Annotated in this window: 26 protein-coding genes; 9 read left to right on the top strand and 17 right to left on the bottom strand. The window is 67.8% G+C overall.

Annotation, left to right across the window (positions count from 1 at the left end):
* The first annotated feature begins 28 nt into the window (after positions 1–28).
* A complete protein-coding gene (locus Q5H91_RS00600) occupies positions 29–478 on the top strand; it encodes a MaoC family dehydratase (protein WP_305171290.1) in 450 nt (149 codons plus the stop codon).
* Between the two features lie 29 nt (positions 479–507).
* Here the strand turns inward: Q5H91_RS00600 and Q5H91_RS00595 are convergent, their stop codons facing one another.
* The 4 genes from Q5H91_RS00595 to petA all read right to left on the bottom strand — a co-directional run bounded on the left by Q5H91_RS00595 (position 508) and on the right by petA (position 4,042).
* Complete coding sequence (locus Q5H91_RS00595) at positions 508–1,125, bottom strand: hypothetical protein (protein ID WP_305171289.1); 618 nt, start codon at positions 1,123–1,125, stop codon at positions 508–510.
* Positions 1,126–1,286: 161 nt separating this feature from the next.
* The gene (locus Q5H91_RS00590) at positions 1,287–2,135 is read right to left on the bottom strand and encodes a cytochrome c1 (RefSeq protein WP_305171288.1); all 849 of its coding nucleotides are present in this window, start codon (positions 2,133–2,135) and stop codon (positions 1,287–1,289) included.
* Between the two features lie 22 nt (positions 2,136–2,157).
* On the bottom strand, positions 2,158–3,447 hold the full coding sequence (locus tag Q5H91_RS00585; RefSeq protein WP_305171287.1) for a cytochrome b: 1,290 nt from the start codon (positions 3,445–3,447) through the stop codon (positions 2,158–2,160).
* Between the two features lie 10 nt (positions 3,448–3,457).
* Positions 3,458–4,042: a ubiquinol-cytochrome c reductase iron-sulfur subunit gene (petA, locus tag Q5H91_RS00580; protein WP_305171286.1), complete on the bottom strand. Its 585-nt coding sequence runs from the start codon at positions 4,040–4,042 to the stop codon at positions 3,458–3,460.
* A gap of 168 nt (positions 4,043–4,210) precedes the next feature.
* Here petA and Q5H91_RS00575 point away from each other — a divergent pair, with 168 nt between their 5' ends.
* From Q5H91_RS00575 to Q5H91_RS00565, 3 genes are read left to right on the top strand one after another with little or no spacing between them, the layout of a single operon-like run.
* Positions 4,211–4,651: a tRNA (cytidine(34)-2'-O)-methyltransferase gene (locus Q5H91_RS00575; protein WP_305171285.1), complete on the top strand. Its 441-nt coding sequence runs from the start codon at positions 4,211–4,213 to the stop codon at positions 4,649–4,651.
* Between the two features lie 51 nt (positions 4,652–4,702).
* Positions 4,703–5,548 carry an oxygen-dependent coproporphyrinogen oxidase gene (hemF, locus tag Q5H91_RS00570; protein WP_305171284.1) on the top strand — a complete coding sequence of 282 codons (846 nt, stop codon included), beginning with the start codon at positions 4,703–4,705 and terminating at the stop codon, positions 5,546–5,548.
* Positions 5,539–6,183, top strand: a complete 645-nt coding sequence (locus Q5H91_RS00565) for a GNAT family N-acetyltransferase (protein WP_305171283.1) — start codon at positions 5,539–5,541, stop codon at positions 6,181–6,183. The genes hemF and Q5H91_RS00565 overlap by 10 nt, the downstream gene beginning before the upstream one ends.
* Here the strand turns inward: Q5H91_RS00565 and Q5H91_RS00560 are convergent.
* Positions 6,147–6,944, bottom strand: coding sequence for a DUF7847 domain-containing protein (locus Q5H91_RS00560; protein ID WP_305171282.1), 798 nt, complete (start codon positions 6,942–6,944; stop codon positions 6,147–6,149). The genes Q5H91_RS00565 and Q5H91_RS00560 overlap by 37 nt on opposite strands.
* Before the next feature lie 110 nt (positions 6,945–7,054).
* On the opposite strand from Q5H91_RS00560, the gene lipB reads away from it, so the two are divergent.
* The 3 genes from lipB (at position 7,055) to Q5H91_RS00545 (ending at position 9,011) form a co-directional block, all read left to right on the top strand.
* Positions 7,055–7,732, top strand: coding sequence for a lipoyl(octanoyl) transferase LipB (gene lipB / locus Q5H91_RS00555; RefSeq protein ID WP_305171281.1), 678 nt, complete (start codon positions 7,055–7,057; stop codon positions 7,730–7,732).
* 92 nt (positions 7,733–7,824) lie between these two features.
* The gene (locus tag Q5H91_RS00550; RefSeq protein WP_305171280.1) at positions 7,825–8,091 is read left to right on the top strand and encodes a hypothetical protein; all 267 of its coding nucleotides are present in this window, start codon (positions 7,825–7,827) and stop codon (positions 8,089–8,091) included.
* 218 nt (positions 8,092–8,309) lie between these two features.
* The gene (locus Q5H91_RS00545) at positions 8,310–9,011 is read left to right on the top strand and encodes a hypothetical protein (RefSeq protein ID WP_305171279.1); all 702 of its coding nucleotides are present in this window, start codon (positions 8,310–8,312) and stop codon (positions 9,009–9,011) included.
* A 69-nt stretch (positions 9,012–9,080) separates the two neighbouring features.
* Here the strand turns inward: Q5H91_RS00545 and queE are convergent, their stop codons facing one another.
* From queE to parE, 8 genes are all read right to left on the bottom strand, one after another.
* Entirely contained in the window at positions 9,081–9,716 is a 636-nt protein-coding gene (gene queE, locus Q5H91_RS00540; RefSeq protein WP_305171278.1) for a 7-carboxy-7-deazaguanine synthase, read from the bottom strand.
* A 4-nt stretch (positions 9,717–9,720) separates the two neighbouring features.
* The gene (gene queC, locus Q5H91_RS00535; RefSeq protein ID WP_305171277.1) at positions 9,721–10,407 is read right to left on the bottom strand and encodes a 7-cyano-7-deazaguanine synthase QueC; all 687 of its coding nucleotides are present in this window, start codon (positions 10,405–10,407) and stop codon (positions 9,721–9,723) included.
* 315 nt (positions 10,408–10,722) lie between these two features.
* Positions 10,723–11,634 (bottom strand): Hsp33 family molecular chaperone HslO, encoded by a 912-nt coding sequence (gene hslO, locus Q5H91_RS00530; protein WP_305171276.1) that lies wholly within the window; start codon positions 11,632–11,634, stop codon positions 10,723–10,725.
* Between the two features lie 113 nt (positions 11,635–11,747).
* Positions 11,748–12,665 (bottom strand): ornithine carbamoyltransferase, encoded by a 918-nt coding sequence (argF, locus tag Q5H91_RS00525; RefSeq protein WP_305171275.1) that lies wholly within the window; start codon positions 12,663–12,665, stop codon positions 11,748–11,750.
* Positions 12,666–12,815: 150 nt separating this feature from the next.
* Positions 12,816–14,012, bottom strand: coding sequence for an aspartate aminotransferase family protein (locus Q5H91_RS00520; RefSeq protein WP_305171274.1), 1,197 nt, complete (start codon positions 14,010–14,012; stop codon positions 12,816–12,818).
* A 111-nt stretch (positions 14,013–14,123) separates the two neighbouring features.
* Complete coding sequence (locus Q5H91_RS00515; protein WP_305171273.1) at positions 14,124–14,846, bottom strand: choice-of-anchor K domain-containing protein; 723 nt, start codon at positions 14,844–14,846, stop codon at positions 14,124–14,126.
* A gap of 75 nt (positions 14,847–14,921) precedes the next feature.
* The gene (locus Q5H91_RS00510) at positions 14,922–15,587 is read right to left on the bottom strand and encodes a YoaK family protein (protein ID WP_370655230.1); all 666 of its coding nucleotides are present in this window, start codon (positions 15,585–15,587) and stop codon (positions 14,922–14,924) included.
* Positions 15,588–15,607: 20 nt separating this feature from the next.
* On the bottom strand, positions 15,608–17,587 hold the full coding sequence (parE, locus tag Q5H91_RS00505) for a DNA topoisomerase IV subunit B (RefSeq protein ID WP_305171271.1): 1,980 nt from the start codon (positions 17,585–17,587) through the stop codon (positions 15,608–15,610).
* Between the two features lie 159 nt (positions 17,588–17,746).
* Between parE and Q5H91_RS00500 the strand changes: the two genes are divergently transcribed.
* A complete protein-coding gene (locus tag Q5H91_RS00500; RefSeq protein WP_305171270.1) occupies positions 17,747–18,592 on the top strand; it encodes an outer membrane protein in 846 nt (281 codons plus the stop codon).
* Positions 18,593–18,852: 260 nt separating this feature from the next.
* On the opposite strand, the gene Q5H91_RS00495 is transcribed toward Q5H91_RS00500, so the two are convergent.
* The gene (locus Q5H91_RS00495) at positions 18,853–19,497 is read right to left on the bottom strand and encodes a GcrA family cell cycle regulator (RefSeq protein WP_305171269.1); all 645 of its coding nucleotides are present in this window, start codon (positions 19,495–19,497) and stop codon (positions 18,853–18,855) included.
* Positions 19,498–19,557: 60 nt separating this feature from the next.
* Here Q5H91_RS00495 and Q5H91_RS00490 point away from each other — a divergent pair, with 60 nt between their 5' ends.
* Complete coding sequence (locus Q5H91_RS00490) at positions 19,558–20,406, top strand: ABC transporter permease (protein ID WP_305171268.1); 849 nt, start codon at positions 19,558–19,560, stop codon at positions 20,404–20,406.
* A 4-nt stretch (positions 20,407–20,410) separates the two neighbouring features.
* On the opposite strand, the gene Q5H91_RS00485 is transcribed toward Q5H91_RS00490, so the two are convergent.
* From Q5H91_RS00485 to apaG, 3 genes are read right to left on the bottom strand one after another with little or no spacing between them, the layout of a single operon-like run.
* Positions 20,411–20,815, bottom strand: coding sequence for a VOC family protein (locus Q5H91_RS00485; RefSeq protein ID WP_305171267.1), 405 nt, complete (start codon positions 20,813–20,815; stop codon positions 20,411–20,413).
* Positions 20,816–20,829: 14 nt separating this feature from the next.
* Entirely contained in the window at positions 20,830–21,618 is a 789-nt protein-coding gene (locus Q5H91_RS00480) for a LysR family transcriptional regulator (protein WP_305171266.1), read from the bottom strand.
* Entirely contained in the window at positions 21,615–22,013 is a 399-nt protein-coding gene (apaG, locus tag Q5H91_RS00475) for a Co2+/Mg2+ efflux facilitator ApaG/CorD (RefSeq protein WP_305171265.1), read from the bottom strand. The genes Q5H91_RS00480 and apaG overlap by 4 nt, the downstream gene beginning before the upstream one ends.
* Between the last annotated feature and the right edge of the window lie 4 nt (positions 22,014–22,017).

Genomic DNA, 22,017 nt, shown 5'->3' with positions numbered 1-22,017 from the left:
TGCCATCGGCCGAGGGCGGGGAGCGACGATGCGCTATTTCGAGGATGTGAAGGTCGGCGACCGCGCCAGTTTCGGCCACCATCTGGTCGACCGTGACGAGGTGATCGCGTTCGCCAGCCGTTATGATCCGCAACCCTTTCACCTGTCCGACGAAGCGGCAGCGCAGACCCATTTCGGGCGGCTGTCGGCCAGCGGCTGGCACACGTGCGCTATGACGATGGCGATGATCGTCGCCGATCTGAAGCATCGGCAGGAGGCGGGGCTCGGCTCGCCCGGGATCGACGAACTGCGCTGGCTGAAACCGGTCTATCCCGGTGACACGCTGCGTTGCGAGACCGAGGTGATCGACACCCGGGCGTCGGCCAGTCGCCCGGAACTGGGCTTCTGCAAGAGCCGCATGACCGTCTTCAATCAGGACGATGCGCCGGTGATGACCTTCGTCTCCACCGTCATGATCGCCACCCGCCCGGCGGACTGACCGGCGCCCGCGCGCCGATCGCCATCCTCCTACGGGATCTGCCGGCGACCGCCGCCTGGCCGACCGCCGCGAAACGCCCGCTGGCCTGGCGGCATACCCTGGCGGATCGCGCGGTTCTCGCGCCGGGTTTCCCGGAACGCCTGCCCGGTATCCTGGCGATACTCCCGCCGCGCCTCCCGCCGTCCGGCGCGCGCCTGGCTGCGGTCGATCGTGCCGTCACGGTACGCTTGGCGATTGTCGCGCAGGTCGCCACGATAGTCGCGCCGCTCCCGCCGGACATCGCGGCGGAAATCTGCCCAGTTGTCGCGGATCTGCGCGTTGCCGCGATAGCTGCCGCGGCGACCTTCCCAGTAGCGGCGCTGCCCGTCGTTCCAGCGATAGCGCTGGCGGCTGCGATCATAGACGTAGATGCCGGTACCCGGATAATAATAGTCGCCGTACCAGCCGAAATAGCTCGGCGCGTAGCCATAGCCATATCCCGGATAGCCGTAGCCGGCATAATTATAGCCGTCGCCATAGCCGTCATAATAACCGGCGCTGCCGATCCCGACATTGACGCCGCTATAGCCATAACCGTCCGTGCAGGCGGTGGTGGCGATACCCAAGCCAACCAACAGGCCGGTCAGACCGATACGTTTCAGAAACATGGAACCTCCCGATACTTCGAGGCTCGCGGCAGGGACGCGCCGCTCGTGAAAGGTGAAACGAGCGATGTTCGTCGCGTGTTCCGAACGCGAAAAAGGGCGACGCCGCGGCGCCGCCCTTCCCCGATTTTTCGACGATGCAGCCGGCGCCTGCCGACCGTCGATCAATGCTTCACGTCGCGCCAAACGTTCTGATAGGCGCCCCAGGCAAGGAAGCAGAAGATCGCGATGAAGATCACCGAGGCGAAGCCTGCCGCGTGGCGCGATTCCAGCTTCGGTTCGGCGGTCCAGGTCAGGAACGCGGCGACATCCTTGGCCATCTGGTCGTGGGTCGCGGCAGTCCCGTCGGTATAGGTCACCTGCCCGTCCGACGTCAGCGGCGGCGGCATCGCGATGTTCAGGTTCGCGAAGTAGGGGTTGTAGTGCAGCCCCTCCGGCGTCTTCGCGCCGGGGAACTTCTCGACCAGCTCGGCCGGCTGGGGGCGATACGCGCCCTTGCCCACCAGCGAGAAGACGTAGTTCGCCCCGTCATGACGCGCCTTGGTCATCAGCGACAGGTCGGGCGGCAGCGCGTTGTTGTTCGCGGCGCGCGCGGCGACCTCGTTGGCGAAGGGCGACGGGAAGTGATCCGACGCCACATTCTTGCGCGTCGTCGCCTCGCCCGTGTCCGGATTGATCGAGGGCTGCTCGATCACCCACTGGTTGGCGATCGCCTTCACCTCGGCCTCGGTATAGCCGATTTCCTTAAGGTCGCGGAATGCGACGTACTTCAGGCTGTGACAGGCGGCGCAGACCTCCTTGTACACCTGGAAGCCGCGCTGCACCTGGCGGCGGTCGAACGTACCGAAATAGCCCGCCGAGGACAGCGCCGCATCGCGGGGATGCAGGTGGAACTCATGCTCGGCCGCCTCCGGCGCCGGGTTCTGGATGGCGTCCTTCGCGGTGAAGAACAGCGCGAGCGCCAGCACGCCGACAAAGGCGAGGCCGACCAGGGTCGAGATTGCGCGAACCATGTCCGTGTCTGTCCTTATGGTCTCAGTTCGACGCCAGGGCGGTCTGCGCCGGGCTGGTGCCGCCATGCTTGGCCAGCACCGCTTCGGTGATCGAGCCGGGCAGCGGCCGCGGCCGCTCCGACCGCGACACCCACGGCAGGATGATGAGGAAGTGGGCGAAGTAATATCCGCTGGCGATCTGCCCCAGGATCACGTTGCGCGCGTTCGCCTCCGCCCCGCCGACATAACCCAGCAGGATGACATCGAACAGCAGCACGATCAGGAAGCCGCGATACTTCGGCCGGTAGTTGGCCGAGCGCACCGGCGAGCTGTCCAGCCAGGGCAGGAAGAACAGCAGCAGGATCGAGCCGAACATCGCCAGCACGCCCCACAGCTTGGCCGGCAGGATGAAATCCGCGGTGAAGCTCTTCAGGATCGCGTAGAAGGGCAGGAAATACCATTCGGGCACGATGTGCGCGGGCGTCGAGAGCGGGTTCGCCTCGATATAATTGTCCGGATGACCCAGCAGGTTCGGGCTGAAGAACAGCAGCAGCGCGAACAGCAGCATGAACACGCCCAGCCCGACCGCGTCCTTGGCGGTATAATAGGGGTGGAACGGCACCGTGTCCTGCTCGCCCTTAACGTCGACGCCGGTCGGGTTGTTCGAACCCGGGATATGCAGCGCCCAGATGTGCAGGATGATGACGCCCGCGATCACGAACGGCAGCAGATAGTGGAGCGAGAAGAAGCGGTTCAGCGCAGCATTGTCCGGCGCGTAGCCGCCGAGCAGCCAGACGCGGATCGTCTCGCCCACCAGCGGGATCGCCGAGAAGAAGCCGGTGATGACCTGCGCACCCCAGAAGCTCATCTGCCCCCAGGGGAGCACATAGCCCATGAACGCCGTCGCCATCATCAGCAGGAAGATGACGACGCCGAGCAGCCACACCATCTCGCGCGGCGCCTTGTACGAGCCGTAATAGAGGCCGCGGGCGATGTGGATATAGACGACCAGCAGGAACATCGACGCGCCGTTGGCGTGCGCGTAGCGCAGGAACCAGCCCGCGTTCACGTCGCGCATGATCCCCTCGACCGAGCCGAAGGCGACGCCCGCATTGGCGGCATAGTGCATCGCCAGCACGATGCCGGTGATGATCTGGATACCGAGCGCGGCGCCGGCGAGCACGCCGAAGTTCCAGAAATAGTTGAGGTTGCGCGGCACCGGATAACCGGCGCCAACCGCGTTGTAGACGAGGCGCGGGACGGGAAGCTTCTCGTCCAGCCACCGCATCAGCGGCTGCTTCGGCTCATAATGCTTGGCCCAGGGAAAGCTCATCTGCGCTACCTCAACCCACCGTCACGACGGTGTCGGAATTGAACGTATAATCGGGAACGTGCAGGTTCAGCGGCGCTGGTCCCTGCCGGATGCGCGCCGCCGTGTCATAGGCCGAACCGTGGCACGGGCAGAAATAGCCGCCGAACGGCCCCTTGTTCTCGCCCTCGCCCGCGCCCAGCGGCACGCAGCCGAGATGGGTGCAGACGCCCAGCGTGATGAGCCAGTTCTCCTTGCCGGGCTTGGTCCGCTCGGCCAGCGTCTGCGGATCGCGCAGCTCGCTCAGCGGCACCTTGTTGGCCTCGGCGATCTCCGCCGGGGTCAGGTTGCGCACGAACAGCGGCTGCTTGCGGAACGACGACTTGATCGCCTGACCGGGTGCGATCTTCGAGATGTCGATCTCGGTCGACGACTGCGCCAGCACGTCGGCGGACGGGTTCATCTGGTTGACCAGCGGCAGCACGATCGCCACCGCGCCGACACCCGCGAAGGACACGGCAGCGATGTTGATGAAGTCGCGGCGGCGCGGGTCATGGACCTCTTCCTGAAGGAGCGCCGGGTCCTCGCCCGGGGGAAGCTGATCTTCGACAGTCGCCATTCACCTGTACCCTTGCCCTGAACACGGGGGTTGCCCGACGCGTTGAAAAAGCGCGCCCGCCGGCCGGATGCCGTCCCCACGGCTGGCCTTGATGGCCCTGTTAGCCGCGAGGGGTCCGATTTGCCAACAGCATTTTGGCGAGCGGTGACGGCGGCGTTATACGGGGCCATGCGCGTCGCCCTGTACCAGCCCGACATCGCCGGCAATGTCGGGACGATCCTGCGCACTGCCGCCTGCCTGGGTGCGGGCGTCGACCTGATCGAGCCGATGGGCTTTCCCTTCGGCGACCGGGCGCTCGCGCGGGCGGGGATGGACTATGCAGCCCGCGCCGACGTGGTTCGGCATGCCGACTGGGACGCATTCGTGGCGCAGGCGAGCGGACGGATCGTGCTGCTGACCTCCACAGGCGCGGCAGACATGCCCGATACCGCGTTCAGATCGGACGATATCCTGCTGCTAGGATCGGAGGGCGCAGGCGTCCCGCCATCGGTCCACGCGCGCGCCGACCTGCGGGTCCGCATCCCGATGCGCCCCGGTTTCCGGTCGCTCAACGTCGCGATGGCGGCCGGCATCGTCCTGGCGGAGGCGCGGCGGCAGACGGGATGGTAGGACGATCGGCCCCACTCCCCTGCCGCGCCCCGATTTGCTAGCGGCACCGTCATGATTGAGCATGACGACCAGCAACGCGCCGCCCGCACATGGTTCGAATCGCTGCGCGACCGGATCTGCGCGGCATTCGAGGCGATCGAGCGCGAGGTGGGATCGGACGCGGCGTTCGACTATATCGCCTGGGACCGCGTCGATCCGTCGGGCGAGCCGGGCGGCGGCGGGGTACGCGGGGTGATGAAGGGCCGGGTGTTCGAGAAGGTCGGCGTCAACGTCTCGACCGTCGCCGGCACGTTCGAAGGTGATTTCGCCCGCACCATCAATGGCGCCGCCGAGGACCCGCGCTTCTTCGCCACCGGGATCAGCCTGGTCGCGCACATGGCCAATCCGCACGTCCCCGCCGTCCACATGAACACCCGCTTCCTGGTGACGACGAAGCGCTGGTTCGGCGGCGGCGCCGACCTGAACCCGCCCCTGCCCGTCGCAGACGACACGCGCGATTTCCACGCGGCATTTCAGGCGGCGTGCGAGGCGCACCCCGGCGCGGGCGACTATCCCCGCTACAAGCAATGGGCGGACGAGTATTTCTACATTCCCCACCGTCAGGTGCATCGCGGGGTCGGCGGCATCTTCTACGATCATCTGGAGGGCGATTTCGACACCAACTTCGCCTTCACCCGCGCGGTCGGCGAGGCGTTTCTCGACATCTACCCGCGTATCGTCCGTCGGCGGGTGGATACGCCCTTCACGCCGGAGGATCTGGCGACGCAGCGCGCGTGGCGGGGGCGCTATGCCGAGTTCAACCTCGTCTACGATCGCGGCACGCTGTTCGGGCTGAAGACGGGCGGCAATGTCGACGCGATCCTGATGAGCCTGCCGCCGGTGGCGACATGGGACTGATCCCGGTGCCCGACGATCAGGTCGCGACGATCGTCACGACGCTGGAGATGGGCCGCCGGCCGCCCCTCCGGCCGACGCCATCCTCGCCGCTGCGGCTGGTCCGGTGGGAGCGGCCCGCGCCCGCACATTACCGTACGCTGTTCCGCCGTGTGGGCGCGCCATGGCTGTGGTTCTCGCGCCTGGTCATGGACGATGCGACCCTGATCGCGATCGTCCAGGATCCCGCAGTCCAGATCTTCGCCGTGGTCGATCCGGCCGGGATCGAAGTCGGCATGCTGGAACTCGACTTCCGCACCAGCGGCACATGCGAGCTGTCCTATGTCGGGCTGGTTCCCGAGCTCGCCGGAAAGGGCCATGGCGGCTGGCTGATGGCAGAGGCGCTGGCGCGCGCCTGGACGAAGGGCATCGTCCGGGTCTGGGTGCATACCTGCACGCTCGACCATCCGGCCGCGCTCTCCTTCTATCGCCGCCACGGCTTCGTCGCGGTCGGGCGAACGGTCGAGACGTTCGCCGACCCGCGCGTCACCGGCATCCTGCCGCCCGATGCCGCGCCCCAGATCCCGCTGCTGGCCGCGGTCCCCACCCGGCCGGCAGGCGATCAGGCGACCTCTTCCTCCGCCACCGCCGCGACATAGAGCTGCGCGGTAAAGGCAGCGGCGACCACCGTGAACACCGTCGTCACGGCCGCTCCCGCCGCCGAGGCGACGAACACCGTCACCGGAATGCCGTTTGCGCCCAGGATCAGGCGGAACACCAGGCCGACGATCGACTGGACCGCCATGGTCGGGATCAGCACGACGATGCCGAACAGGATCATCAGCCCGACGATGCGGAACGTCATTCCCTTGGTCAGCCGCACCGAGCGCATGAGCGCGCCGACCCCGCGCCGCTCGTTCAGCACGACCGGGTTGAGCAGGATGAGCCGCGCGCCGATGAACAGAATGACCACCAGCAGCACCAGCGAGTAGAGGCCGACGAACCCGGCGATCCCCGCAGGCATCGACTGGACCGCGGCGCGGTTGGTCAGGTCGACGCCCGCACGCACCAGGGCGATCATCGGCGGCACGATCGCCAGCGCGAAGATCACCGCGAGTACGAAGAGCGCGCCGAGTGCGGGCAGCAGCCGCTGCGTCGCCTGCCGGGTCGCGTCGGCGCGGGTGGTGGCAGGATGCGTCGCCACCGCCAGCATCGCCAGTTGGCCCCAGACGTTGGCGACCAGCACGCCCAGCGCGACCACCATCGCCAGCAGCGCGACGCCGCGCGATCCCGGCGTGACGAAGGCGGCCACCGCATTGTTCACGATGGCCGGCAGGAAGATCGCAGCCGCGGCGATCGGCCCCAGTATCGCCGCGCGGCCGCGCAGCACCTCCACCGTCCGGTCCCAGACATTGCCCATCCTGACCATGTGATTCCCTTCCCTTCCCCCAACGAACTGCGTCGATAGCCGAGCACCGCCGCCGACGCCAACTGTTGCGCCGCCGCCGCCCAGCGGCCAGATGATCGCGCATGACCGAAACCGACTTCGCCCTGCCCGCGCCCGAGTGGCGCGTGACGCCCGGCCTGACCCCCTATGCCGAGGCGCTGGCGGCGATGGAGGCGCGCGCCGCGGCGGTCGCGGCGGGTGAGGAGCGCGAGCTGGTCTGGCTGCTGGAACATCCGCCGGTCTATACCGCGGGCACCAGCGCCGACCCGGCCGAGCTGGTCGATCCGCGCTTTCCGGTCGTTCCGGCCGGGCGCGGCGGCCGCTATACCTATCACGGACCGGGCCAGCGCGTCGGCTATCTGGTACTCGACCTGAATGCACGGGGGCGCGACGTCCGCTGCTTCGTCCACGCGCTGGAAGGATGGGTGATCGCCGCGCTGGCGCGCCTCGACCTCGCGGCGTTCCGCGCACCCGGCCGGGTCGGCATCTGGACGATGGACGCGGCGGGACGCGAGGCGAAGATCGGCGCCATCGGGGTGCGGGTGCGGCGCTGGGTGACGCTCCACGGCTTCTCGGTCAACGTCGCGCCCGACCTGTCGCATTTCGGTGGAATCGTACCGTGCGGGCTACCGGATTTTCCGGTTACCAGCTTGTCGGCGCTGGGAAATGTGTCGGATATGGCAACTTTCGACGCCGCCCTGGCGTTGACGCTGTCAGGGTTCCTCCAAACTCTTTCTTGTCCCGGACAAAACGAGACTTGAGGGCCCCGCGTTATCCGGTTAACGTTCACGTCGATTTGGGTCTCAAAGGGCGATCGATAGCCTGCCAAATCCTCTATACTAGGGAGCTTCCAATGCGTGCAATCATCTCCAAGGTTCTGACCGGCTCGCTGATCGCCGGCGCCGCGCTGGCCGTTGCGGCCTGCGGTCCGAAGACCGAGACCACCACCGACAACACGATGGTCACCGACATGAACACCACCGAGGGCATGGACACCATGACCGACAACATGACTGCCGTCGACGGCACCATGAACGGTGGCATGATGGCCAACGACACCATGATGGCGAACGACACGATGATGTCGAACGACACCATGATGACCAACAACATGATGTAATCCCCTGAGGGATTATCCATGACGAAGAGGCCGTCCGGGCGACCGGGCGGCCTCTTTGCGTTCGGGGCCGTGCTTCGCGCAGACCGTTACGGATGCGACGGGCGGTTGGCCGCGTGCGGTTAACGGTTCGGCGTCAGCACGGGGCGAAATCGGCTGCACAGTCCGGCGAAATGCTTTAGATTCCTTCGGAAGAGGTTCCTTCGGGGAGGACAGTTCAGGTGAATAGCGTGCGTTTGTGGGCGGCAGTGGGGGCCGCAGCGATGATGGGCATGGCGTCGACGCCGGCCTCGGCCCAGTTCTTCCTCCAGCATCACGATTATGCCGGCGCGCCGGTACAGGGCGACGAGCCCGGCATCATGCAGACCCTGCCCGGCGCCACGCCGGAGGAGCGCCGCGCCGGCCTGGTCTGGACGATGCGCTCGGCGCTGAACGTCGCTGCGCTGCAATGCCAGTTCGAACCGTCGCTGCTGACCGTCGGCAACTACAATGCCGCGCTGCTCGACCATAAGGACGAGCTGAATTCGGCGTGGGACACGCTGAACAAATATTTCCTGCGCAACGCCAAGACCAAGAAGGAAGGGCTGGCCGCGCTCGACCAGTACGGCACGCGGACCTATTCCAGCTTCGCCACCGTCGCCTCGCAATACGGGTTCTGCCGGGCCGCAGGCTCGATCGGCCGCGACGCGCTGTTCGCGCCGCGCGGCACGCTCGGCGATGTCGCGGTGGCGCGGATGCGCGAGCTGCGCAACAGCCTGGTCCCGTACGGCGAGCAGCGCTTCTCGCGCTACATCAACGCGACCCCGGTCGCCCTGCCCCGCCTCGACCCGATCTGCTGGAGCAAGAAGGGCGAGTGGGTCGTCAAGAAGTGCGGCCCGATCGCGTGGGGGCCAAGCGCAACGCAAATGGCGTCGAGCCGTTAAGTCCTGAAACCACCGTCACGCCGGGCTCGTCCCGGCATGACGGAACGGTCTGGCCGCGCGATCGGCCGCCTATCGCAGCCCCAGCATCTTGTGCGTCTGCAACGACAGCCGCCAGCGCGGGCGCGCCATCACCAGATCGATGCACGCCTGCTCGTGCGCACTGCCGGCGCCCGCCTCGTCGAGCGGCTGGAGCAGCAGGTTGGCGAAGTCCCACGCCTCCAGCGCGACCGGATCGATCGCCGCCTGCGGCCAGACGAGTTTCAGCTCGTCGCCACGCCGCTGCACCACCTGCGTCCCCGCCTTGGGGCTGATGCACACCCAGTCTATGCCGGGATGCGCCGCGAGTGTGCCGTTGCTCTCGATCGCGATCATGAACCCCGCCGCGTGCAACGCCGCGACCAGCGCGTCGTCGACCTGCAACATCGGCTCGCCCCCGGTCAGCACCACGAAGCGGCGCTCCCGGTCCAAGCCCCAGAACGCCGCCACCGCCGCGACCAGCGCCGCCGCATCGGCGAAGCGGCCGCCGCCCAGCCCGTCGGTGCCGACGAAATCCGTGTCGCAGAAGCGGCACTGCGCCGTCGCCCGATCCTGCTCGCGCCCCGACCACAGGTTGCAGCCGGCGAAGCGCACGAAAACCGCCCGCCGTCCGGCCTGCACCCCTTCACCCTGCAGGGTCAGGAACATCTCCTTGACGGCGTAGCTCATCGCCTCAGGGCCGCACCGCATAGCCGGTCGGATCGGGGACGCCGGCCTCGTCGAAGCCCTTGGCACGCAGCCGGCAACTGTCGCACAGCCCGCAGTGCAGCCCGCCCGGCGCCGGATCGTAGCACGACCAGCTGAGCCCCAGATCGAGCCCCATCCGCACGCCCTCACGGACGATATCGGCCTTGCTCATGTGCTGGAGCGGCGCGTGGATGCGGAACGGCTGCCCCTCCACCCCGGCCTTGGTCGCCAGTTCCGCCAGTCCCTCGAACGCGGCGATGAACTCCGGCCGGCAATCGGGATAGCCCGAATAATCGAGCGCGTTGACGCCGATATACAGGTCGCGCGCGCCTGCCGCCTCTGCCCAGCCTAGCGCCAGCGACAGGAAGATGGTGTTGCGCGCCGGGACATAGGTGACCGGAATGCCCTCGCCCACGCCGTCCTTCGGCACGGCGATGTCGGCGGTCAGCGCCGATCCGCCGAATGCCGAAAGGTCCATCGGCATGACGATGTGCCGCTCGGCGCCCAGCGCCTGCGCGACGCGCCGCGCGGCCGCCAGTTCGACCTGATGACGCTGGTTGTAGTTCAACGACAGGGCGAGAAGGCGGTGACCGGCCGCGCGCGCGCGGGCGGCGGCCACCATGGAGTCGAGCCCGCCCGAAAGCAGCACGACCGCGAAAGTCTGATCGTTCATGATCCGCCGTCCGCTAGGGCAAGCACGGCCAAAAAGAAAGGGCCGCGACGGATCGCGACCCTCTAGGTGTTTGTCGGGCCGAAGCCCATCAAGGGAGATAAGCGTGCCGGTTCAAGGCACTGCACAGCATTACGGCAAACATCCTTACCAAGACGTTAAGAGTCCCTTCGGAAACTCGCGGAAGGGAGTTTCGAGGCGGTGCCAGCCCGCTCCCCCACCCCGCCACCCATCAAGGATACCGTGTGGGAGGCGGGGTGGGGGAGCGGGCTGGCACCGCAAAATGCGCATTGCGCGCATTTTCAACCTTAATACTGCTCAGGCGGGTTCCAGCGTCTCCGCCACGACCGGGAACAGCGTCGCGCAGAAGGCACAGTCGACCTGGATCAACCCGCCCTCGTCCGCCATCTCGCGCCGCTCCTCGACCCCGAACTTCGCCAGCACGCCCAGGATATGGTCCGGCGTGCAGCGACAGCCGCGCGACAGCGCGGTCGACGCGGTGACGCGCACCTCCTCCTCCTCGTTGAACAGCCGCCAGACCAGCGTCTCCAGCGGAACCTGGGAATCGGCCAGTTCGTCCGCCCCCATCGTCTGGCCGAGTGCCGCGACATGCTCCCACTCGGGATGGTCGAGCTTCGTATGCAGCCGCTCGCGTCCGTCCTCGCCTTCGGGCAGGTGCTGGAGCAGCAGCCCGCCCGCCACCGCGATGCGGCCATCCGCGTCCCGCTCGAAGCCGACCCGGACCAGCGTCGGGATCTGCTCGGACTGGATGAAATAGCTCTGCGCCGCCGCCGCCAGCGTCTCGCCGTCGAGCGGCACGATGCCCTGATACCGCTCGCCGCTGGTCGCCAGATCGAAGGTGATCGCCAGATAGCCCTGGCCGAACAGCGCGAACAGGGTCGGCTGCTCGGGGGCTTCGGCCAGCTTCGCGGCGTCATACTGTACATAGCCCCGAACCTCGCCACCGCGATAGTCGCAGACGAGGAGCTGGACGACGCCAGCGTCGGTTCGGGTCTGCATCGTCAGCTGACCGGCCTCGTCCTTCAGCGTCGATCCCATCAGCGCGCACAGCGTCAGCGCCTCGGCGAGCAGCGCCTCGATCACGGGCGGATAGTTGTGCGCCGACAGCACCGCGCGCATCGCCGGTCCCAGCCGCACGACACGCCCGCGCGCGTGACGCGCGGTGATGGTAAAGCCGAGCGCCCGGTCGAGGTCGGTAGTCGTGGTCATAGCATCCTCGTCACCCCGGTCAGGGCCGAGGTCTCATGCCGCAAGCGCGCGCCTGGTGAAAAGAGATGCCAGCCTGCGCTGGCATGACGGATGTAGGAAGTGACGCCGGCAACTCAACCGATCTGCCCGAAGCACCAGCGCAGCACGCTCTTCTGCGCGTGCAGGCGGTTCTCCGCCTCGGGCCAGATCAGCGACTGCGGCCCGTCGATCACCTCGGCGGTCACCTCCTCGCCGCGGTGCGCGGGCAGGCAGTGCAGGAACTTGGCATCGGGCTTGGCCAGCGCCATGAAGCTGCTGTCGACCTGATAGGGGCCGAGCGCCTTCAGCTTGGTGTCGGCCTGCGCCTGTCCCATCGAGATCCAGGTGTCGGTGACGACGATGTCGGCATCCTCCACCGCCTCGCGCGGGTCGGCGACCACGCGGGCGCGGCCGGAGGCACGTACGATCGCTTCCTCCTCGGGATGGAAGCCCGGCGGGCAGGCGGCGACCACGTCGAACTGCATCAGCCCGGCCGCCTCGACGATCGAGGCGAGCACGTTGTTGCCGTCGCCCAGCCACGCGACCTTCAGTCCGGGCAGGCTCTTGCCGCTCTCGATGATGGTCAGCAGGTCGGCCATGATCTGGCACGGGTGCGACGCATCGGTCAGGCCGTTGATGACGGGGACGGTCGCGTAATGCGCCATCTCCTCCAGCTTGGCATGATCGTCGGTGCGGATCATGATCGCGTCGACATAGCCGGACAGGACGCGCGCGGTGTCGGCGACGCTCTCGCCCCGGCCCAGCTGCATCGTGCCGCCGTCGAGCACGATCGAACTGCCACCGAGCTGCCGGATCGCCATGTCGAATGACACGCGGGTGCGGGTCGAATTCTTCTCGAACACGCAGGCGAGGACATGGCCGGCAAGGGGCGCATCGGCATCGGCGCGCCCCTTGGGCCACCCGGCGCGCGCCGCCTTGCGGTCGATCGCATCGGCCAGCATCGCGGCGATGCCATCGGCACCGGCATCAGAAAGATTCAGGAAATGGCGCATGGTATCAGCTCCTCCCCGCTTCGCGGGGAGGGGGACCGCCGGCGGAGCCGGTGGTGGAGGGGCGCCTCCACGCACGTGCCGCCTGTGGCTTTCCCCCTCCACCAGCCTGCGGCTGGTCCCCCTCCCCGCCAAGCGGGGAGGATCTTCTGGTCAATCGTCCGCGACGGGCACATAGACCCGTGCCGCCTCGGACAGTTTCTGCGTGAACTCGGCGATATGGCTCTCGTCGATCACCAGCGGCGGCAGCACGCGCATGACATTGTCGCCCGCCGCCACCGTCAGCAGCCCGTGGTGATCGCGGCAGTGCGCGACGAAGCGGCGGCTGTCGGTCTTCAGCTTCAGCTTCAGCCCCAGCATCAGCCCATGCCCGCGCACCTCGGCGAACAGATGGTCATGGTTGGGGATCATCTGCTCCAGTGACTGACGCAGCCGCTCGCCCATCTGTGTGACATGGTCGAGGAACCCCTCGCCCATCAGCACGTCGAGCACCGCCTCGCCCGCCGCCATCGCCAGCGGGTTGCCGCCATAGGTCGACCCGTGCGTGCCCGCGACCATCCCCTTGGCGGCATGCTCGGTCGCGAGACAGGCGCCGAGCGGGAAGCCGCCGCCGATCCCCTTGGCTACCGCCATGATGTCGGGCGTAATCCCGTACAGCTCGTGCGCGAAGAACTTGCCGGTGCGGCCATATCCGCACTGCACCTCGTCCAACACCAGCAGCAGCCCGCGCTCGTCGCAGGCGGCGCGCAGGCCCTTCAGGAACGCCTCGGTCCCCGCCATCAGGCCGCCCTCACCCTGGATCGGCTCGACCAGGAAACCGGCGGTGTTGTCGTCGATCAGCGCCAGCGCGGCGTCGAGATCGTTGAACGGCGCATAGGCGAAGCCGGGCAGCAGCGGCTCGAACCCGTCACGCATCTTGGCTTGGTTGGTCGCAGAGATCGTGCCGAGCGTGCGGCCATGGAATGCGTTGTTGAAGGTGATGAGCGTGTGCCGCTCGGGATGGCCATCGGCATGGTGGAAGCGGCGCGCGGTCTTGATCGCGCACTCCACCGCCTCGGCCCCCGAATTGGTGAAGAACACCGTGTCGGCAAAGGTCGCATCGACCAGTCGCTGCGCCAGATGCTCGCCCTGGGGGCTGCCGTACAGGTTGGAAACGTGCATCAGCGTCGCCGCCTGATCGGCGATCGCCTTCACCAGATGCGGGTGGCCGTGGCCGAGCGCGTTGACCGCGATGCCGCTGGCGAAGTCGAGATACTGCTGCCCATCCTCGCCATAAAGATAGACGCCCTCGCCTCGGACCGGACGCACCCCGCACCGTGGGTAGACGGGCATGAGCGGCGTGATGGTCACGGGGAAGCCTCCTCCAAACGGGAAAGGGCGGCCAAAGCTGGCCGCCCGGAGCGCCTGATTACCGGGGAGGCGGCCCGCCCGTCAATGTCGGACGGACCGGGCGTTCCGCTGTCAGGCGCCGGCGAAGGCCATGACGTTCCGCCGCCGCCGGTACCGAGCGGCCCCGCCGACCATGGCGAAACCGCACAGCATCAACGCCCAGCTTGCCGGCTCCGGAACCGGGGTGACCGAGCCGGTGAATGGCGGCGCAGACGCGACGAAGCCGGTCGACGGATCGCTGGCAAGGACGATGCTCGTCAGGGTCAGCGGTGAGTTCAACGTCCCGAACAGGTTGAAACTGGCCGACTGCCCTTCGTATACATACGCACCCATCGCCAGCGAGGCGAAGGTGATATAGTCGGCGCTCGCCTCGCGGTCGGTGCTGTTGGGCGTATTGGTGATGAACACGCGTTCGTCCAGCGTTCCGAAGCCGTCGCCACCCGGATTGACCGGCGCTGACAGCGTCGTCACCAGCGACAGCGTCACGGCGCTGATCCCCGACGTGGTGGTGATCGCGCCATTATAATAGAGGATCGACCCCAGATAGAACGAGTCCGGCGGCACGTAACGGGCAGCGAGGGGTCCGGTCGCGCCGGAATATTGCAACGTGCTGGGGCTGCCCGAACCGAAGCTGAACTGCGAGGTGCCAAGTCCGCTGTACACCGGTGCCGTGTCGCCGGTCCCTGCGAAGGCGTTCGTGAAGGTTCCCTCGGTCGAAGCGGTCGTCACCGTCTGGGCGGCTGCGGGTGCCGCCGCCACGATTGCGATGCCGGCTGCCAACGTCGATATTCTCATGCGAGACCTCCACGATCTACGGATTGCAATCGATGGTTAACAGCCTGCGAAAGAAGGGCGCATCCCGCATATGGATTAGATGCGAGACAGACCGCGGTTCCCGTCCGGTCGATCCTGGGCCGGCAATGGCACCACCCATCGTGCCAGCAACGCGAGCAGCGCCGCAGCGCCCGACGCAGCCCACAGGCCCCAGGCTGCGGGAAACGACAGCGCGCCCAGCACCGCCCCGGCCATCAGCCCCAGCCACAGGCCGAGGAACGGCACCCAGGCCCAGCGCGGCCCGCCGGCCAGCGCCGCCGCGATCCGCTGGCCCAGCTTGACCAGCGTGCCGGTCATATAGGTCACGCCGATGCTGACCTCGCCCTGCTGCTGGAACACGCCATTCTCCGCACCCATCGCCGCGGCGAGCAGCATCGCCACCACCATCGGCGCGCGCGCCGCTCCGGCCAGCGCCAGCAGGGCCGCGACCAGGGTCAGCACCACCGACTTTCGCCTGGCGCCCGCCCGCATGGCGAGCAACGCCGCAACGACGACACCGGCCACGAACGACCCGATCAACGCGGCCGGCGTCCACGCCTCCCCGCCGCCAGTGCCGATCGACACCGCCATGCGTGTCGAATTGCCGCTCATAAATGACACGAAAAAACCACCGACCGTCAAAAACCCAACCGCATCAACATAACCGGCCAGCATCGCGAGCAGGACGGCGAGCAACCAATGGCGGCGGCCGTAACCCGCCACCCCCGCAACGGCCCCGCCGCTCACGCGTCCAGCGCCTCCTCGTCGAGCCGCGCTGCATTTTCCTGGATGAAGGCGAAGCGGTGCGCCGGGTTGGTGCCCATCAGCCGGTCGACGAGATCCTTCACCCCCGCCCGCTCCTCATATTCCTGCGGCAGGGTAATGCGGATCATCGACCGCGTCTTCGGATCCATCGTCGTCTCGCGCAGCTGGATCGGGTTCATCTCGCCCAGCCCCTTGAAGCGTGCGACCTCGACCTTCTTGCCCTTGAACGCGGTGCGTTCCAGCTGAGCACGGTGCGCGTCGTCGCGCGCGTAGAGGCTCTTCGTGCCGGCGGTCAGGCGATACAGCGGCGGCTGCGCCAGATAGAGGTGCCCGCGCCGGACCAGATCCGGCATTTCTTGGAAGAAGAAGGTCATCAGCAGCGTCGCGATATGTGCGCCGTCGACATCGGCATCGGTCATGATAACGATGCGCTCGTAACGAAGATTGTCCGGCTGGCACTCCTTGCGCGTGCCGCAGCCGAGCGCCTGAATCAGATCGGCGATTTCCTGATTGGCCAGGATCTTGGCCGATGTTGCCGAGGCCACGTTCAGGATCTTGCCGCGGATCGGCAGGATCGCCTGCGTCTTGCGATCGCGCGCCTGCTTCGCCGATCCGCCGGCCGAATCGCCCTCGACGATAAACAGCTCGGTCCCGCCGGGCGCGTCGGCGGCGCAATCGGTCAGCTTGCCGGGCAGGCGCAGCTTGCGTGCGCTCGTCGCCGTCTTGCGCTTCACCTCGCGCTCGGCCTTGCGGCGCAACCGGTCGTCCATCCGTTCCAGCACATAGCCGAGCAGCGCCTTGCCCCGCTCCATATTGTGGCTGAGCCAGTGGTCGAAATGGTCGCGCATCGCCTTCTCGACCAGCCCCGCCGCCTCCGGGCTGGTCAGCCGGTCCTTGGTCTGGCTTTGGAACTGCGGGTCACGGATGAAGACCGACAGCATCAGCTCGCTGCCGACCATCACATCGTCGGCAGTGATCTCCTTCGCCTTCTTGTTGTTCACCAGATCGCCGAACTGCCGCAGGCCGCGGACCAGCGCCTGACGAAGGCCCTGTTCGTGGGTGCCGCCGTCGGGGGTTGGGATAGTGTTGCAATACCAGCTGTAATTGCCGTCGCTCCATAGCGGCCAGGCGACCGCCCATTCCACCCTGCCCTGCTCGCCCGGGAAATCCTGTCGCCCGGCGAAGAATTCTGCGGTCGCGCACTCGCGCCCGCCGATCTGCTCCTTCAGGTGATCGGCGAGGCCGCCGGGAAACTGGAACACCGCCTCCGCAGGTGTATCGTCAACGACCAGCGTCGGGTCGCAGCGCCAGCGGATCTCGACACCGGCGAACAGATACGCCTTGGACCGGGCCAGCCGGTAGAGCCGCGCCGGCTTGAACGACAGCTCCGGCCCGAAGATTTCGGTATCGGGGGTGAACGCGACCGACGTGCCGCGCCGGTTCGGCGCCGCGCCGACATGCTCCAGCGTGCCCAGCGTCACCCCGCGCGCGAATCGCTGGCGATACAGCTGACGGTCGCGCGCCACCTCGACCACCGTGTCCGACGAGAGCGCGTTGACGACCGACACGCCGACGCCGTGCAGACCGCCCGAGGTCGCATAGGCCTTGCCCGCGAACTTGCCGCCCGAATGCAGGGTCGACAGGATCACCTCGAGCGCGGACTTGTCCGGGAATTTCGGGTGCGGATCGACCGGGATGCCGCGGCCATTGTCGACGATGGTCAGGCGGTTGCCCGGCTCCAGCGTCACCTCGATCCGGGTCGCGTGCCCGGCCACCGCCTCGTCCATCGCATTGTCGAGCACTTCGGCCGCCAGATGGTGGAGCGCCCGCTCGTCGGTGCCGCCGACATACATGCCGGGGCGGCGGCGGACGGGCTCCAGCCCCTCCAGCACCTCGATCGACGAGGCGTCATAGGCGGCGGTCGGCGCCTGCGACGCCGCGAACAGGTCAGATGACATGGCGCAACCATGGAACAAAACGGCGCCAAAGACCAGTATCGGGCCGCATGCGCTCCTGTGGCCGAAGAGACACAGATGCATCACGAAAAGGTTGGAAGCGGATATTTGCGCGTCGCTCGCCCGTTTCTGGATTCACCTGCATCAAATCTCGGAGAATTCATGCGTACGATCATGCTCGCCGGCGCGGCGCTCGCCGCCGTTACCGCCGCCCCCGCATTGGCGCAGGACGGCACTGACGATGCGCCGTTCTCCGGCATCTATGTGGGCGCCGCCGGCGGATACGACATCCAGTCGAACGACGTCGGCTCGCGCATCCTGTTCGACCGCAACCTGGACGGCAATTTCAACGACAGCGTGCTGACCGGCGCCGGCGGCAACGCCTTCGCCCCCGGCTTCTGCAACGGCGCGGCACGGACGCAACTGGCGCCGGGCAATGGCGGATCGTGCCGCAACGACCGCGACGGCTGGGCCTATTACGGCCGCGTCGGGCTGGACCATCAGGCAGGCAACATCGTCGTCGGTGCGGTCGGTGAGTTCGGCAAGACCGAGATCACCGACAACGTCACTGGGTTCTCCGGCACGCCGGCCAGCTATGTCATGTACCGCAACGTGAAATGGGAAAGCTCGATCCGCGGCCGCGCCGGCTATGCCGCCAACACGACGCTGTTCTACGGCACGTTCGGCGCCGGCTATGCCCGTATCGACCGCGACTTCGCCTCGACCCAGTCGACCAACACCTTCACCGGCACCGGCAAGCGCAACCAGTGGGGTATCCTGGGCGGTGGCGGCATCGAGCAGAAGCTCGGCCGCAACATCTCGTTCGGCATGGAATATATGTTCCACCAGTACCAGGACAACGATTACCGCGTCCGCGTGACCGGCCCGGCGGGGACCCCGTTCACGAATGCGGCCAATGGCGGGACGACGGCGGGAACGGATTTCCGCCGGTCGGACGACAAGTTCCGCTGGCACTCGATCCGCGCGACCGCGGCGTTCCGGTTCTAAGGCGCCGGGCGGCCTGCGCCATGCCAAGCATGGCGCAGGACTCGCCGAAGCCCGGCCGGCGGCGCACCGCGCCGTCCGACGTCACGGGCTTTGCCCATGACCGGGCCTGAAAAAGAAAACACCCGCCGGGAGCGATCCCGGCGGGTGTTTTCATGTCCGGTTAGCACCGCGGCAAAGCCGCGTCGTCGGTCGCAGCTGGCGCTACGCCGGCCGGCTTCGGGCGAGTCCTGCGCCATGCTCTGCATGGCGCAGGCCGGCCGTCAGCGAACTCTTGGCCCGCCGAACGGCAGCGGCGGCGGGGGACGGCGATCGCGCCGCGGGAGCTGCGCCTGATAGGCATGGCCGCAATGCTGGACGCAGTAGGGGAACCCCGGGTTCACCTTGTCGCCGCAGAAGTGGAAGTCCGGCTCGCCCGGATGACCCAGCGGCCATTTGCAGATGCGGTCGTTCAGGTCGAGCAGGCTGGTCTTGCCCGCGATCTCCGGCGCCGGCTTTGCCGGGACGAGACGGCGCGGCGGTGCGGGGGCGATCGGCGGCTGCTGCTCGCCGGGCGCCTGACGCAGGAAGCCGCCGGGACCGACCGAGCGCAGGATCGGCTGCGGCGCCCTGACCGGCTCTGGCGCCGTCACGGTCTCGCTTTCCTCGACCGGCTCGGGCGCAGGCGGCGGCGGCGGAGCAGCCGCGACGACCGGCGCGGGCGCAGGCGCGGCGGCAACCGGCGCGACAGCCTCCGGCTCGCTGGTCTTCACCGGCGAGGGGCGGGCCTGCAGACCCAGACGATGCGCCTTGCCGATCACGGCGTTGCGGCTGACGCCGTCACCCAGCGCGTCGGCGATCTGGCTGGCCGTCTGGCCTGCCTCCCACATCGTCTTGAGCGTATCGATCCGCTCGTCGGTCCAGGACATCGTTCTTCCTTCACATGCGCCGATTGCAGGAGGCGCCGACAGCGGTTACGCGCTGTGACGATGAGCAGCCAGCCCCCAATCGGCGAAATCCAGACGTACGACCGCGAACCCGGCGTGCCCGTCATCCGGAACATCAACTGGGGCGGCCTCCGCACCCTCTATATCAAGGAGGTGCGCCGTTTCTTCAAGGTGCAGCTCCAGACGATCTGGGCACCGGCGATCACCACCCTGTTATTCCTGGTGATCTTCACCGTGGCGCTCGGTGGCCGCCACGCGGTTCCGGTGGGTGGGCGTGACGTGCCCTTCGCCGATTTCATCGCGCCGGGGCTGATCGTGATGGGGATGCTCCAGAACGCCTTCGCCAATGCCAGCTTCTCGCTGCTGGTCGGCAAGATCCAGGGCACGATCGTCGATTATCTGATGCCGCCGCTGTCGACCGCCGAGCTGCTGGCGGCGCTGGTCGGCGGCGCGGTAACGCGCGCGATCCTGGTCGGCTGCGCGGTCGGCCTTGCCATGGCGCTGTGGCCCGGCGTCCATGTCAGCCCCCATGCGCCGCTCGCGATCCTGTGGTTCGGCGTGCTGGGCTCGGCGTTCCTGGCGCTGCTCGGCGTGCTGACGTCGATCTGGGCGGAGAAGTTCGACCATGCCGCGGCCGTCACCAACTTCGTCGTGGCGCCGCTGTCGCTGTTGTCGGGCACCTTCTACTCGGTCGATGCGCTGGCACCCGCCTGGCGCGCGATCAGCCACGCCAACCCGTTCTTCTACATCATCTCCGGCTTCCGCTACGGCTTCCTCGGCCATGCCGATTCGCCGGTTCTGTTCGGCGCGCTGGTGGTGCTGGCGATCGACGTGGTGCTTGGCCTCGCCTGCTACGCGCTGCTGCGACGCGGGTGGCGGCTGAAGAACTGACCGGTCAGGTCAGCGCGTCGTATCCTGCGGCGTTGAAGGCGATCAGGCAGAAGCCGTGCCCGAACGGATCGGCGAGCATCGCGATCCGGCCATAGGGCGCATCGCGGACGGCGCTCTCCACGACCGCGCCGGCGGCAACCGCCCGCGTCACCGCGGCGTCGAGATCGTCGACCACGATATCGGGATGGATCGGCGACCAGTGACGCGAGTAGCGGCGCGTCTCGCTGCCACCCGGTGCGATGGCGCTACCCGCCGGCTTGGCGAGGAGGAAGAGCGGCGCCTCCAGCCCCAGCAACTCGACGAAATCATCATCGAACCGGCGCCCGACCGTCAGTTCGAATGCCGCCGTGTAGAAGGCGATGCCCGCGTCGATGTCCGGAACGTCGATGTTCAGCAGCAGTCCGGGCATCGCGATCGGCTCCCCTATCCCGCCAGCGCCTCGACCAGCGCCCGCACCTTCTTCTGCCGCCACTGCGGCGTCGGCGCGACCAGCCAATAGCCCTGGCGCGACGGTACCGGATCGCCCAGCGCGACCAGTCGCCCGGTCGCGAGGTCGCCTGCGGCAAGCAGTTCGGGCACGGTCGCGCGCCCCAGCCCCGCCGCCGCCGCATCGATGGCCAGACCGGCATCGCCGACCCGGACGGGGGCGGAGGCGTCCTCCGGCCCGCCCGGCCAGCCGATCGCCGTCGCCGCGCCGTCAACGGACGCCGCGACCGTTACCAGCCCCTCCGACTCGATCGCCTCGCCCTCATGCTCGCCCGGCCCCTCGCCCCAGCGGATCGCGAGGTCGAGGTTCGCCTGGGTGAAGTCCGCCTCCTCGTCCGCCGACAGCAGGACGAAGCGCAGCTCGGGATCACTCGCCGCGATACGGGCAAGGCGCGGCATCAGCCATTTCTCGGTCAGGTCGCGCGGCGCGGCGATGGTCAGCGACTTGGACGACTGGCCCGCCTGCATCGCCCGCACCGCCTCCTCGAACTGGAGGAAGCCGTCGCGCAAGGGTGCAAGCCCCGCCTCGCCCTCCGGCGTCAGCTCCAGCCCGCGCGTCGTGCGGCGGAACAGCACGACACCCAGCGTGTCCTCCAGCGCGCGGATCTGCTGTCCAACCGCCGCCGGGGTCACCGCCAGCTCGTCCGCCGCGCGGGTGAAGGACAGGTGCCGCGCCGCCGCGTCGAGCACGCGCAGGCCGTTCAGGGGCAGGTGCGTGCGCTTCACTGCGCCACCGCCGGCGCGACCAGTGCGAAGCGGGGGATGGTCACGTCAAACGTGGTGCCATCCTCGGCGATCATGCGATAGCTGCCCTGCATCGCCCCCGTCGGCGTCGCGAGCGGGCAGCCCGAAACATAGTCGAAGCTCGCCCCCGGTTCGATCAGCGGCTGCTCGCCGACCACGCCCTCGCCCTCGACCGAGTGGCGCGCGCCGCGGCCGTCGGTAATGATCCAGTGGCGGGTCAGCAGTTGCACCACCTGCGTGCCGTCATTCTCCAGCCGGATGTGATAGGCCCAGAACCAGCGCCCGCGCGCCGGCTCCGACTGTTCCGCCAGATAGCTGACCGAGACGCGCACGGTCACGCCCTCCGTCGTCGCGACATGGGGAAACAGCGCCTTCATCGCG

The sequence above is a fragment of the Sphingomonas aurea genome (assembly GCF_030678875.1).
GTDB lineage: Bacteria > Pseudomonadota > Alphaproteobacteria > Sphingomonadales > Sphingomonadaceae > Sphingomonas > Sphingomonas aurea.
Note: the sequence above shows the minus strand (reverse complement) of the source record. Positions and strands in the feature narration are given on the sequence as shown.

What these genes read in the sequence shown, in the direction of transcription:
- Q5H91_RS00600 (WP_305171290.1), top strand. Translation starts at nt 29, where the DNA reads ATGCGCTATTTCGAGGATGTGAAGGTCGGCGACCGCGCCAGTTTCGGC.
- Q5H91_RS00595 (WP_305171289.1), bottom strand. Translation starts at nt 1,125, where the DNA reads ATGTTTCTGAAACGTATCGGTCTGACCGGCCTGTTGGTTGGCTTGGGT.
- Q5H91_RS00590 (WP_305171288.1), bottom strand. Translation starts at nt 2,135, where the DNA reads ATGGTTCGCGCAATCTCGACCCTGGTCGGCCTCGCCTTTGTCGGCGTG.
- Q5H91_RS00585 (WP_305171287.1), bottom strand. Translation starts at nt 3,447, where the DNA reads ATGAGCTTTCCCTGGGCCAAGCATTATGAGCCGAAGCAGCCGCTGATG.
- petA (WP_305171286.1), bottom strand. Translation starts at nt 4,042, where the DNA reads ATGGCGACTGTCGAAGATCAGCTTCCCCCGGGCGAGGACCCGGCGCTC.
- Q5H91_RS00575 (WP_305171285.1), top strand. Translation starts at nt 4,211, where the DNA reads ATGCGCGTCGCCCTGTACCAGCCCGACATCGCCGGCAATGTCGGGACG.
- hemF (WP_305171284.1), top strand. Translation starts at nt 4,703, where the DNA reads ATGATTGAGCATGACGACCAGCAACGCGCCGCCCGCACATGGTTCGAA.
- Q5H91_RS00565 (WP_305171283.1), top strand. Translation starts at nt 5,539, where the DNA reads ATGGGACTGATCCCGGTGCCCGACGATCAGGTCGCGACGATCGTCACG.
- Q5H91_RS00560 (WP_305171282.1), bottom strand. Translation starts at nt 6,944, where the DNA reads ATGGGCAATGTCTGGGACCGGACGGTGGAGGTGCTGCGCGGCCGCGCG.
- lipB (WP_305171281.1), top strand. Translation starts at nt 7,055, where the DNA reads ATGACCGAAACCGACTTCGCCCTGCCCGCGCCCGAGTGGCGCGTGACG.
- Q5H91_RS00550 (WP_305171280.1), top strand. Translation starts at nt 7,825, where the DNA reads ATGCGTGCAATCATCTCCAAGGTTCTGACCGGCTCGCTGATCGCCGGC.
- queE (WP_305171278.1), bottom strand. Translation starts at nt 9,716, where the DNA reads ATGAGCTACGCCGTCAAGGAGATGTTCCTGACCCTGCAGGGTGAAGGG.
- queC (WP_305171277.1), bottom strand. Translation starts at nt 10,407, where the DNA reads ATGAACGATCAGACTTTCGCGGTCGTGCTGCTTTCGGGCGGGCTCGAC.
- hslO (WP_305171276.1), bottom strand. Translation starts at nt 11,634, where the DNA reads ATGACCACGACTACCGACCTCGACCGGGCGCTCGGCTTTACCATCACC.
- argF (WP_305171275.1), bottom strand. Translation starts at nt 12,665, where the DNA reads ATGCGCCATTTCCTGAATCTTTCTGATGCCGGTGCCGATGGCATCGCC.
- Q5H91_RS00515 (WP_305171273.1), bottom strand. Translation starts at nt 14,846, where the DNA reads ATGAGAATATCGACGTTGGCAGCCGGCATCGCAATCGTGGCGGCGGCA.
- parE (WP_305171271.1), bottom strand. Translation starts at nt 17,587, where the DNA reads ATGTCATCTGACCTGTTCGCGGCGTCGCAGGCGCCGACCGCCGCCTAT.
- Q5H91_RS00500 (WP_305171270.1), top strand. Translation starts at nt 17,747, where the DNA reads ATGCGTACGATCATGCTCGCCGGCGCGGCGCTCGCCGCCGTTACCGCC.
- Q5H91_RS00495 (WP_305171269.1), bottom strand. Translation starts at nt 19,497, where the DNA reads ATGTCCTGGACCGACGAGCGGATCGATACGCTCAAGACGATGTGGGAG.
- Q5H91_RS00490 (WP_305171268.1), top strand. Translation starts at nt 19,558, where the DNA reads ATGAGCAGCCAGCCCCCAATCGGCGAAATCCAGACGTACGACCGCGAA.
- Q5H91_RS00485 (WP_305171267.1), bottom strand. Translation starts at nt 20,815, where the DNA reads ATGCCCGGACTGCTGCTGAACATCGACGTTCCGGACATCGACGCGGGC.
- apaG (WP_305171265.1), bottom strand. Translation starts at nt 22,013, where the DNA reads ATGAAGGCGCTGTTTCCCCATGTCGCGACGACGGAGGGCGTGACCGTG.